The 10,402-nt window shown below is 71.2% G+C and carries 12 protein-coding genes; 9 read left to right on the top strand and 3 right to left on the bottom strand.

Annotation, left to right across the window (positions count from 1 at the left end):
* The first annotated feature begins 60 nt into the window (after positions 1–60).
* Positions 61–249 carry a hypothetical protein gene (locus ACESK5_RS17595; protein ID WP_372912885.1) on the top strand — a complete coding sequence of 63 codons (189 nt, stop codon included), beginning with the start codon at positions 61–63 and terminating at the stop codon, positions 247–249.
* 15 nt (positions 250–264) lie between these two features.
* Here the strand turns inward: ACESK5_RS17595 and ACESK5_RS17590 are convergent, their stop codons facing one another.
* Positions 265–597, bottom strand: coding sequence for a 2Fe-2S iron-sulfur cluster-binding protein (locus tag ACESK5_RS17590; protein ID WP_372912884.1), 333 nt, complete (start codon positions 595–597; stop codon positions 265–267).
* Positions 598–681: 84 nt separating this feature from the next.
* On the opposite strand from ACESK5_RS17590, the gene ACESK5_RS17585 reads away from it, so the two are divergent.
* The 4 genes from ACESK5_RS17585 to ACESK5_RS17570 all read left to right on the top strand — a co-directional run bounded on the left by ACESK5_RS17585 (position 682) and on the right by ACESK5_RS17570 (position 4,212).
* On the top strand, positions 682–1,329 hold the full coding sequence (locus tag ACESK5_RS17585; RefSeq protein WP_372912883.1) for a DsbA family protein: 648 nt from the start codon (positions 682–684) through the stop codon (positions 1,327–1,329).
* A gap of 134 nt (positions 1,330–1,463) precedes the next feature.
* On the top strand, positions 1,464–1,976 hold the full coding sequence (locus tag ACESK5_RS17580; RefSeq protein WP_372912882.1) for a TlpA family protein disulfide reductase: 513 nt from the start codon (positions 1,464–1,466) through the stop codon (positions 1,974–1,976).
* Positions 1,976–2,641: a cytochrome c biogenesis CcdA family protein gene (locus ACESK5_RS17575; protein WP_372912881.1), complete on the top strand. Its 666-nt coding sequence runs from the start codon at positions 1,976–1,978 to the stop codon at positions 2,639–2,641. Before ACESK5_RS17580 ends, ACESK5_RS17575 begins: the two co-directional genes overlap by 1 nt.
* A gap of 44 nt (positions 2,642–2,685) precedes the next feature.
* Positions 2,686–4,212, top strand: a complete 1,527-nt coding sequence (locus tag ACESK5_RS17570) for a PQQ-binding-like beta-propeller repeat protein (RefSeq protein WP_372912880.1) — start codon at positions 2,686–2,688, stop codon at positions 4,210–4,212.
* Positions 4,213–4,326: 114 nt separating this feature from the next.
* Here ACESK5_RS17570 and ACESK5_RS17565 read toward each other — a convergent pair whose 3' ends face one another.
* Entirely contained in the window at positions 4,327–5,604 is a 1,278-nt protein-coding gene (locus tag ACESK5_RS17565; RefSeq protein ID WP_372912879.1) for a Tat pathway signal protein, read from the bottom strand.
* Positions 5,605–5,702: 98 nt separating this feature from the next.
* On the opposite strand from ACESK5_RS17565, the gene ACESK5_RS17560 reads away from it, so the two are divergent.
* From ACESK5_RS17560 to ACESK5_RS17545, 4 genes are read left to right on the top strand one after another with little or no spacing between them, the layout of a single operon-like run.
* Positions 5,703–6,380 carry an SCO family protein gene (locus tag ACESK5_RS17560; protein WP_372912878.1) on the top strand — a complete coding sequence of 226 codons (678 nt, stop codon included), beginning with the start codon at positions 5,703–5,705 and terminating at the stop codon, positions 6,378–6,380.
* The gene (locus ACESK5_RS17555) at positions 6,377–7,447 is read left to right on the top strand and encodes an iron transporter (RefSeq protein WP_372912877.1); all 1,071 of its coding nucleotides are present in this window, start codon (positions 6,377–6,379) and stop codon (positions 7,445–7,447) included. Before ACESK5_RS17560 ends, ACESK5_RS17555 begins: the two co-directional genes overlap by 4 nt.
* A gap of 50 nt (positions 7,448–7,497) precedes the next feature.
* Positions 7,498–8,691 (top strand): MFS transporter, encoded by a 1,194-nt coding sequence (locus ACESK5_RS17550; protein ID WP_372912876.1) that lies wholly within the window; start codon positions 7,498–7,500, stop codon positions 8,689–8,691.
* A gap of 38 nt (positions 8,692–8,729) precedes the next feature.
* Positions 8,730–9,449 (top strand): class I SAM-dependent methyltransferase, encoded by a 720-nt coding sequence (locus tag ACESK5_RS17545; protein ID WP_372912875.1) that lies wholly within the window; start codon positions 8,730–8,732, stop codon positions 9,447–9,449.
* An 18-nt stretch (positions 9,450–9,467) separates the two neighbouring features.
* On the opposite strand, the gene ACESK5_RS17540 is transcribed toward ACESK5_RS17545, so the two are convergent.
* A partial coding sequence (locus tag ACESK5_RS17540; protein WP_372912874.1) for an aldo/keto reductase occupies positions 9,468–10,402 on the bottom strand: 935 nt, incomplete at its 5' end.

Genomic DNA, 10,402 nt, shown 5'->3' with positions numbered 1-10,402 from the left:
CGGCGTGAACGGAGAGGCCGACCGGTGCGTATAATCCCCGCACCGACGTCCCTTCGTCCCGTGTCGCTCGTCTCGGTCACCTGTCCCGCCTGCGGCGCCTCGACGTACGTCTCGCTCCCGACCGGACACCGGTTCGTCACGGCAGAACCCGCCGGCGACGACCCGGACCGGCCGGGGAGAGAGACGACAGACGCGGCCTGCGACGCCTGCGGGGAGACGATTCCCATCGTCCACGCGCCCCGGCGGTAGGGCAACGTCAGCCAGTCAGTCGTCGCGCCCCGCGGAGACGTGCTGCCCCCAGAACCCGTCGTGTTTCTCCACCGTGACGTCGCCCAGCACCCGGGTCTGACAGGCGAGCCGGAGCCCGGCGTCGGGGTCGTGCGGCGGGACGCGCAGTCGCAGTCGCTCGCGACGCGTCCGGTCGGAGACGGGACCCGACACTTCGACGGCGCACGTGCCGCAGGAACCGAGGCCGCGGCAGTTCGCGACCTCCGACGCACCGTTGTGCGGTGACTCGCCGCCCGCGAGGAGGACGTCGCGGAGGACGGCACCGTGGACACAGTCGAACTCGCGGCCGCGGAACCGGACGGTCGGCATGACCCTCGATGGGCACGCCGCGCACAAAGCCGTGTTGGCCCGCCTACCACGCCGCCTAAGTAGCCCTGTCGCCTCACGTCGGGTATGCACACGACTCGACGTGCCCTCCTCGCCGGTGCCAGTGCGACGCTGGCCGCGACGGCCGGGTGCCTCGGCTCCGTCACCGGGTCCGGCGGCGGTGACGACACGAACTGCGACCTCTCCGCGCGCGAGACGGTCGAGTCGCTCCCGGCTCCCGCGCTCGGCCCCGACGACGCCGGCGTGACCGTCATGTCGTTCGAGGACTTCTCCTGTCCCCACTGTCAGACGTACCACCTCGAGGAGTTCCCCGATATCGAGAGCGAACTCGTCGGCGACGGCGTCCGCTACGAACACCACGACCTCCCGATTCCGGTGAGCCAGCAGTGGTCGTGGGCCACCGCGAGCGCCGCGCGTGCCGTCCAGGATTCGACCGACGACGAGACGTTCTTCGACTACGCGAAGGCGCTCTTCGAGAACCAGGGGTCGTACTCGATGTCGCTCGTCGAGTCGCTGGCGAACGACGTCGGTGCCGACGGCTGTGACGTCCGGGCGGCCGCGGAGAACGTCCGGTACCGACCGGTCCTCGAGACCGACCGTCAGCGCGGCCTCGACATGGGGGCACAGGGGACCCCGGCGGTGTTCGTGAACGGCCAGCAGGTGTCCGCGACGTTCGACGCCGTCCGTTCGGCGGTCGAGCGCGCCCGGTCGTGACGGTGGACATGGACCACCGGAGCGGCGGCCCCGTCTCTCGCTGCGCGGGCGACACGCACAACACCACGCGGGCTTTACCCCGCGGGCGAGGAGCTACGAACGATGCGAGCGACCGCTGACGGAGGGACGTGCGGATGAACCGTCGACAGGTCGTCGCCGCGGTCGGTGGGCTCGCACTGACCGGTGGCGCGGGCTACGTCGCGTTCAACGGCCTCGGCGGCAGTGGCGACGCCGTCACCGTCGACACCATCGACACGCGCGGGTCAACCGCGGGCCGCCAGCGTGTTCCGGTCCCCGGGCGCCCGACGCTCGTGGACCTCTTCGCGACGTGGTGTGTCCCGTGTGAAGCGCAGATGCGGAGCCTCGTCCCGGTGTACGAGTCGTTCGGCGACCGCGTCGCGTTCGTCTCCGTGACGAACGAACGCGTCGGAGGCGGCCTCACGCTGGACGACATCCGCCAGTGGTGGGTCGACCACGACGGCCGCTGGACGGTCGGACACGACCCCGAGAGCCGACTCATGAGCGAACTCGGGGCCGGCAGTCTCCCCTTCCTCGCTCTCGCCGACGGCTCCGGCGAGGTCGTCTGGACCCACCGGGGTGTCGCCAGCGAGTCACAGCTCCGCGAGCAGCTCTCGACTGTCGTCTGATGCCGGCCCTCGACGCCTTCTCCGGGACGCTCGCCTTCGCGCTCAGCGCGGGCCTAGCGACGTTCTTCGCGCCCTGTGCGTACCCGCTCCTGCCGGGCTACGTCGGCTACTACCTCAGCCAAGAGGACGCCGACATCCTCGGTGCGGTGGTCCGCGGCAGTGCGGCGACGCTCGGTGCGCTCGCGGTCCTCGCTCTCGTCGGTGGCGCACTCGTCTCGCTCGGGACACGCACCGTCTCGAACCTCGCCGTCCTCGAACCGGTCGTCGGCGTCGCCCTCGTCGCCTTCGGACTCGCGCTGTTGACCGGGCGGGCGCCCCAGGTCCACCTGCTCCTCCCCGAACATCGCTCGTCAGTCCCGGGGTTCGTCCTCTTCGGCGGCGTGTACGCCGTCGCCGCGGCCGGGTGCGTGCTCCCCGTCGTCTTCGGCGTCGCCGCTCAGGCGCTCACGCTCCCGACGGGACAGGCCGTCGCCGTCGTCGCCGTCTACGCCGTCTCGATGGCGCTGCCGCTCCTCGGCGTGACGCTCCTCGCTGCCGTCGGTAGCGACGCGCTCCGGGGCGTCTCACGTCACGTGGGGACCGTCCAGCGGGTCGCCGCGCTCGTCATGGTCGTCGCCGGCGTCGCTCAGGTCGGCGTGTCGCTGTCGTATCTCGGCTGGGTGTGACGCCGAACCGACCCCGTTTTGTCGGCGCTCCCCGTCACACGCGTATGGACTGCAGTCGAGCGCAGACGACCGCGGCGCGACTCGCTTCCGTCGCGCTCGTCGTGGTCACCGCTCTCGTCACTCTGTCTACCTCCGTGGCCGCCCACGGCGGCACCGCGCGCGACCCCGCTCCCCTCTCACCGCTCTCGACGGTCCCCTCGTGGGTCGGCGTCGCACTGGGCCTCGCGCTCGTGGCCGTCGGTCTCGTCGCAGTCGGCCGGGCAGTCGGCGACGCCGGCCTCACCCGAACCGTGGGTGCGGTGGCCGTCGGCCTCCTCGCGGGGGGCCTGCTCGTCGCCGTCGTCGGCACGACGGGGCTCGGCGTCCCGGGCGGCGCGGCGGCAGAGACGCCGCTGTGGACGAGCGACACCGCGAGAGACATCGGCGGCAACCACCACGCCCCGGCAGTCGCGGCGGGACGGGTGTACGCCCCGCTGAGCGGCCCCGGAACGGCGGACGGCTGTGAACTGACCGCCCTCCACAGCGCGGACGGCGGCGTCGTGTGGCGCGCCCCCGTCGACGAGTGTACCATCCACGCCGTAGCCGACCCCGCGGTGGCCGACGCGAACGGCGACGGAACCGACGAGGTGCTCGTCGCCACGACGGCGGAGGACCTCCGCGTCTACGACCAGAACGGGACGCTCCTGCGGCGAAGCTCACTCGCCGACTACGGCTACACACGCCCGGTCGTCGCCGACATCGGGGCGAGCGCCGCGCCCGAGACGGTCGTCGTCGACGTCCGCGGGACCGTCGCGGTCTTCGACACCGACGGCGAGCGGCGGTGGCAGTACGCCCTCGATGACTACGTCTGGGCACGCCCGGTCGTCGCGGACGTCGACGGCGACGGGGGCCGCGAGGTGTTCGTCGCTCAGCGCGACGGCACGCTCACGCTCCTCTCGCCAACGGTTGGCGACGACGGCGAGACGGACGAGGCGACGTCGGCGGCCGACGTCGAGTGGTCGACCGGCGTCGGCGACGACCCCGGCGTCTCGTGGGTCGCGTCGGGGCAGGCCGACGACGACCCCGCGCTGGAACTCTGGGTCGCGACGGTCGACGGGGGCGTCTACGCCGTCGACGGGGCCACCGGCGAGGTGGTGTGGTCCCGTGACGTCGGGTCGCTCGCCGCCGTCGGCGGGTTCGGAGACGGGGACGGCGACGGCGAACGCGAGGTGTACGTCACCGACAACAGCGGCACCGTCCGCGCGCTCGACGCCGCGACGGGCGAGGAGGCGTGGGCCACACGCGTCACCGACGGGCCGGTGCAGATGATGCCGCCGCCGTCGCTCGGCGACACCGACGGCGACGGGTCGCCTGACCTCGTCGTCCCCGCCCACGACGGCAGCGTCACGGCACTCGACCCCGGGGACGGCGGCGTGGTCGCACGCTACGAGCGCTCGGTGAGCGCCGAGGCCAGCGACGCCGGCTTCGACCGGCTCTTCGGTCGGGCGACGCTCGGCGACGTCGACGGGGACGGCGACGCCGACGCCGTCGTCGTCTACGCCGACGGGACCGTCGTCGCCCTGGACTTCTGAGTCTCGGACCCGCTCCTTCCACTCCGCGTTCCGCGCGGTTCACTGCCCGACTCCACGGAGTCTCTCCGCAGTACAGCGGTTCGACGCCGTCCGTGTGGCCCGGCCGCTCTCGTCTTACGCCTCCGGTCCCGTCGGCGTCGGCAGCGCCCGGAGCGGCCGCGGCGGGACGAGGTAGTTCCCCCGGCGGACGACGAAGATGTACTCGAGGATACCGTTGTTGACGCGCTGGCGGATGGTCGGGATGTCCGTGAGGTCGGCACCGTTCATGGCCTCGCGGACCGCCTCGAACGACTCGATTCGCCGCTGGAAGGAGGGGAAGTGCAGACTCGCCTCGCCGTCGTCGGTCGACTCGACGTGTCGTCGGAGGAGCAACGGCCGCCCCTCCGCGTCCCGGTTGGCCCGTGCGGCCTTCTGCGCGTGGCCGACCCGGCCGAAGTCCCGCGCCTGTTCGCGGATGGTCTCGACCACCTCCTCGTCGACGCCGCTGAAGTCGCCGAGGTTCGCCCCGACGCCCTCGACGAGTCCCCGCTCGGCGTGCAGCGGCGAGAACATCTCCATGACCTGCTCTTCGAAGTCCTGTTCCTCGTACCAGTCGTCGAGTCGCTGACGGATGGTCGAGAGGTGTTTGGTCGTCCCGCCGGCGAACGGCCCCTCCTCGATGCTGACCGCCGACTCGCTCGCCTGGTTCCGCCGGAACCCGGCCTTGAAACCCATGAACAGCGGGGAGTCCTCCGGGACGGGACCACCGCTCGGGATTCCATTCACCTCGCCCTGCCGCTCGGCGGGCATCCCCGCGCCGATGAACCCCGTCCGTCGCTGGGTGACCGAGAACGCCGCCGAGAGCGGCGTCTCGACGTCGAGCCCGTTCATCGTCTCCCGCTCGCCGAGGAGCGCCTGCTCGGCTTCGAGCAGGGCGTCGGGGCGGTCCGACGCCAGGTGCAGGAGGGCGTCCTGGGTGTCGAACGCGGGCGTCTCGAAGTCGGAGAGGCGACGCGGCTCGGGGAGCGGGTACGCCAGGTCGGCGTCGAAGCGCTCGAAGTACGCTGGCGTGTACGCGAGCGAGGAGAGGAGGCCGGCGTGGCTCCACTGGTAGGCACGGTCGAGCGTCCCCGTGGCCGACTCGACGGCCGCCCGGTCCTCGGCGGTCGGGGGACCGTCGTGGTCGAGCGCGAGCGAGAGGAACACGTGGTGTCGTGGCAGTTCGTGGTTGCCGGCGTCGTCCGTGTTCAGGAAGTCGTTCCAGCGGTGCTGTCCGTCGGGGAGCGAGGCCGGCGCGTCGCCCCGGGGAACCGGTTCGTCGGCTTCCCCGAGACAGGCCGACAGCGCCGTCGCGCCGCCCGTCGCCACCGCGAGTTTCAGCGCCTCCCGTCGGGACAGATCGCGATCGAACACGCGGGGGGTTGGGAAGCAGGCGGTAAACCGTTGTCGCCGGTTCCCGGGCGCCGAGAGAGAGACAAGCATCTTTACCTGACGCCTCCTAGGCCCGGTCGATGAACAGACGTTCCTTCCTCGCGAGTGGCACGGCGCTCGGCGTGGCCGCGACGGCGGGATGTCTGGGGACCGTCGGGCTCGGCGACGCGAACCCGAACGTTGCCCTCGACGCACCCGACCGGACCGCCGACGTGACGAGCGAGGACCTCCCGTACCCCGCGTGGGGCCAGCGGGTTCCCGACGTGACCGTTCCCGCACCGCTCTCGGGACGAACCGTGTCGTTCCGCGACGTCGACCGACCCTTCCTGACGACGTTCGTCTTCACACACTGCATGACGGCCTGCCCGGTGTTGCTCTCGACGCTCCGGGAGGTGCAGGTCCACTCCGTCCAGGAGGGGTACGCGGACGGGGTGGCGTTCTACCCGATTACGTTCGACCCGGCGCGGGACGACGCCGAGGCCCTCCGGGCCGAACTGGAGCAGTTCAACGTCGACACCGCGGCCGGGAACTGGCAGTTCCTCCGCCCCGAGACGGAGGCGCGCGCGAAGGAAGTCGTCACCGACGCGTTCGGCGTCACCTTCCAGCGACATGCGGTCGAGGACGGCCCCGACATGTTCGTCCACCTCTCGCTCATCGTCCTCGTGAACGCCGACGGCTACGTCGAGCGTGCGTACCGCGGTCAGGAGACGGACGAGGGGCGAATCATCGAAGATCTCCGGAGGGTCCGCGACGCATGAGCGGCCTGAACCGCCGCCGCTTCCTCGGTGCCATCGGTGCCGGCGGACTCGCCGGAGTCGCTGGCTGTGCGGGCTTCTCGACCACGACGTACAGCGCCGAACCGCCGCTGGTCGAGAACCCCCCGAACGCCGTCTACGTCCCCTCGCACGTCGAGGGCATGGAGATGGTCGGGATGGGCATGGCGGGCGACGCGCGGGTGGCCGTCACCTACAGCTACCCGCACCGGTTCTGGACCGTCGAGCAGGAGGGGGACGGGTTCGTCAGCCAGCGAGTCGACGTCGCCGACGACGACGCGGTCCACCTGATGGCGAGCGTCTGGGACCCCGACACGGGTGTCGTCCTCCCGAACACGGGGCTGTCGATGGAGATTCGTACCGACGACGGCCTCGTGAGCCAGGAGGTCGTCTACCCCATGCTCTCCCAGCAGATGGGTTTTCACTACGGCGCGAACTTCCCTCTCGACGGAAACGACGTCTACGACGTCACCGTCAGCGTCGGTGCGCCCAACGTGAAGCGGTTCGGCCCGTTCTCTGGCCGGTTCACCGAAGCGGGAACCGCCACCGTCTCGTTCGACTACCGCGAGGGGGCCCGCAACGAAATCGACTACACCGTCTTCGAGGAGAGTCGCCGGGGCCAGCGCGACGCCGTTCCCCCGATGTCGATGGAGATGATGCCCGTCGGTCAGGTCCCCGACTCGGACTCCGTCTCCGGACAGACCCTCGGCGAGGCGTCCGTCGGTGACCTCGTCCTCCGGGGCTACGTCGTCTCGGCCGACCGGTTCGGCGGCGACCCCTACCTCGTCGTCACCGCCGCGACGCCGTACAACGACCTCGTCGTCCCGGGGATGGCACTCTCCGCACGTGTCCCCGGCGACGGTCGGGCGGCGTTCGCGGGCCAACTCGACCCCGCACTCGACGCCGATCTCGGCTTTCACTACGGCGCACCCGTCTCCGGCGGGCCGGTGGAGGAGGTCGAACTCACCGTCGAGGTCCCACCGCAGGTCGCCCGCCACGAGGGGTACGAGACGGCTTTCCTCGAGACCGGCACGGTGACGCTCTCGGACTGAGCGGAGTGAGCGCGGAACGCTTTCGTCCGTCCGACCACTTCGTCTACTCGATGGGTTCCGAGCGTCGTGACCGGGTCGTCCTCGCGCTCGTCGTCTGGAGCGTCCTCGTCTCACAGGTGCTCCTCTACCCGGGGCTGGCGGACCTCGTCCCCGTCCTGGGCGGTGATGGTCTCGACGCGGCCACGGCGTTCCTCGTCGCCGAGGTGGCGGCGTTCGTCGTCTTCGCCTCCGTCTGGGGGGCGCTCTCCGACGCGACCGGGCGACGGGTGCGGTGGGTCGTCGTCGGTGCCCTCGGCGGGGCCGCCTCGTATCTCCTCCTCGCCACTCTCCCCGCGCTCGGGGCGGGGTTCGGCGTCGCGCTGGCCGTCCGCGTCGTGGGCGGCGCGTTCACCATCGGCGCGTTCTCGCTGGCGGTGACGACGCTCGCCGACCTGAGCGGCGGGAACGGCCGGAACATGGGTGCGGCGGGTCTCGCTATCGGACTCGGTGCCGCGCTCGGCGCCGTCGTCGGGGGTCGACTCTCGACGGTCGACCCGCTCGCCCCCGTCGTCGCCGCCGCGGGACTGCTCCTCGTCGTCGCGCTCCTCTCGCTGACGGTGACCGACCGCGCCCCGACCGGGCGGAACCTCGGCGTCGGGGCCATCGTCCGCGGCCTTCGCTCTCGACCGGCGCTCGCCGTCCCCTACGCGTTCGGTTTCGTCGACCGCCTCACTGCGGGCTTCTTCGCACTCGTCGGCGTCTTCTACTTCCGTACCCAGTTCGGACTCGACGCCGCCGGGGCCGGCGTGGTGCTCGCGCTCTTCTTCCTCCCGTTCGCCCTCCTGCAGTACCCGCTCGGCGTCGTCTCCGACCGCATCGGGCGCTTCTATCCCGTGGTCGCTGGCTCCGTCGCGTACGGCGTCGCCATCGTCGGTGTGGGCCTCGCCCCGTCGCTCCTCTCGGCCGCGGGCCTGATGGTCGTGGTCGGCGTCTTCGGCGCGCTCGTCGCCCCTGCCACGATGGCGCTGGCGACGGACGTGGTCCCCGACGACGAACGCGGCGTCGCCCTCGGCGGCTTCAACGTCGCTGGCTCGCTCGGCTTCCTCACGGGTTTTCTCGTCGGCGGCCTCTCCGCCGAGTCGCTCGGCTACCTCCCCGCGTTCCTCCTCGTCGGCGCCCTCGAAGTCGCCATCGCGCTCGTCGCGCTCCGGGCGGTCCGTGCGCTGGAACCGTTCGAGCGAGCGACGCGTCCGGCGGACGACTGACACACTTTATCCGGGTCCGGGTCGACCCTGTCCGACGTATGCCCGACCCGTTCGGCCGTGCGGTCGCCGACCACTACCACGACCGACGCACGGAACCACTCGTCGTACGCGACGGCGACGCGACCCGCGACCACCCCATCGAGTCGTTCTACTTCGAGCCGTTCGACAGAGAGAACGACGCCGGACGGTGGCTGTCGTCGTGGGTCCGCGGCCCTCTCCTCGACGTCGGCGCGGGTACTGGCCGGCACGCGCTCGTCTTCCAGGCCGACGTGGAGACGGTCGCCATCGACGTGAGCGACGCACTGGTCGCGGTGATGCGAGACCGGGGCGTCCGGGACGCGCGCGCCGTCGACATGTTCTCGCTCCGCGCGGCGTTCGACCGCGACCGGTTCGGGTCGGCGCTCGCCGTCGGCACCCAGCTGGGACTGTCGGGGTCGATGCAGGGGCTCCGACGGTGGCTGGGCGACCTGGCGTTCGTGACCGACGCCGACGCGACGGCCGTCGTCGACAGCTACGACCCGACTCACGAGGCGAGCGACGACCTCCTCGGCTACCGCCCGGACCCGACCCGGGGACTCGCCGGGCGCGTCTTCCACTTCCTGTACGAGGGAGCGGTGAGCGAGACGCTGCACTTCCGGCTGTTCAGCCCCGACCGACTCCGGGAGGCGACGGTCGGCACCGGGTGGGCGCTCGAAGACGTGCGGCGGAGCGACGCGGGGACGGCGTACTACCGCGCGGCGCTCGCGAAACGGGGGTAGGGACGGGGAGGACGGCGGCTACTCGTGGCCCGACACCCGAACCGACTGGTAGGGCTCTTCGAGCCACTCGACGTCGGACTCGGAGAGTGAGATGTCGACGGCCTCGACGGCGTCTTCGAGGTGCTCGACGCTCGTCGTGCCGACGATGGGTGCGTCGACCCACTCCTTGTGGAGGAGCCACGAGAGGGCGACCTGTGCCATCTTCACGTCCTTTTCCGCGGCGAGTTCCTGCACCCGCTCGTTGATTTCCTCGCCGCCGCCCTCGAAGTAGGGGTGCTGGCGGGCGTAGTCGTCGGTCTCACCCCGCACCGTGGCGTCGAACTCCTCGTGGGGGCGGGTGAGGTAGCCTCTCGCCAGTGGCGACCACGGGATGACTCCCACGTTCTCCTTCGCACAGAGCGGGAGCATCTCGCGCTCCTCCTCGCGGTAGAGGAGGTTGTAGTGGTTCTGCATCGTCAGGAACCGCTCGGTGCCGAGCGAGTCAGCGGTGTGGAGCGCCTCGGCGAACTGGTGGGCCCACATCGACGACGCGCCGAGGTACCGCGCCTGCCCCCGCCTGACCACGTCGTCGAGGGCGCGCATCGTCGTCTCGAGCGGCGTGTCGTCGTCGAAGCGGTGTGTCTGGAGGAGGTCGACCGTGTCCATCCCGAGCCGCGAGAGGGAGTTCTCCACCTCCTGTTCGATGGCCTTCCGCGAGAGGCCGCCGGAGTTGGGGTCCGACTCGTCCATCTGGAAGTACACCTTGGTCGCGACGACGTTCTCGTCGCGTCTGCCCTCGAGCGCCTTCCCCAGCACCCGTTCGGACTCGCCCTGCGAGTACATGTTGGCGGTGTCGAAGAAGTTGATGCCCAGGTCGATGGCCCGCTCGACCAGTTCGAGTCCCGCCTCCTCGTCGAGCACCCAGTCGCGCCACTCCGAGGTGCCGAAGCTCATACAGCCGAGACAGATGCGGG

This window comes from Salinigranum sp., from assembly GCF_041641895.1.
Lineage (GTDB): Archaea > Halobacteriota > Halobacteria > Halobacteriales > Haloferacaceae > Salinigranum.
This window is presented reverse-complemented; position numbering and strand designations above follow the sequence as displayed.

What these genes read in the sequence shown, in the direction of transcription:
- ACESK5_RS17575 (WP_372912881.1), top strand. Translation starts at nt 1,976, where the DNA reads ATGCCGGCCCTCGACGCCTTCTCCGGGACGCTCGCCTTCGCGCTCAGC.
- ACESK5_RS17585 (WP_372912883.1), top strand. Translation starts at nt 682, where the DNA reads ATGCACACGACTCGACGTGCCCTCCTCGCCGGTGCCAGTGCGACGCTG.
- ACESK5_RS17590 (WP_372912884.1), bottom strand. Translation starts at nt 597, where the DNA reads ATGCCGACCGTCCGGTTCCGCGGCCGCGAGTTCGACTGTGTCCACGGT.
- ACESK5_RS17570 (WP_372912880.1), top strand. Translation starts at nt 2,686, where the DNA reads ATGGACTGCAGTCGAGCGCAGACGACCGCGGCGCGACTCGCTTCCGTC.
- ACESK5_RS17555 (WP_372912877.1), top strand. Translation starts at nt 6,377, where the DNA reads ATGAGCGGCCTGAACCGCCGCCGCTTCCTCGGTGCCATCGGTGCCGGC.
- ACESK5_RS17560 (WP_372912878.1), top strand. Translation starts at nt 5,703, where the DNA reads ATGAACAGACGTTCCTTCCTCGCGAGTGGCACGGCGCTCGGCGTGGCC.
- ACESK5_RS17580 (WP_372912882.1), top strand. Translation starts at nt 1,464, where the DNA reads ATGAACCGTCGACAGGTCGTCGCCGCGGTCGGTGGGCTCGCACTGACC.
- ACESK5_RS17550 (WP_372912876.1), top strand. Translation starts at nt 7,498, where the DNA reads ATGGGTTCCGAGCGTCGTGACCGGGTCGTCCTCGCGCTCGTCGTCTGG.
- ACESK5_RS17545 (WP_372912875.1), top strand. Translation starts at nt 8,730, where the DNA reads ATGCCCGACCCGTTCGGCCGTGCGGTCGCCGACCACTACCACGACCGA.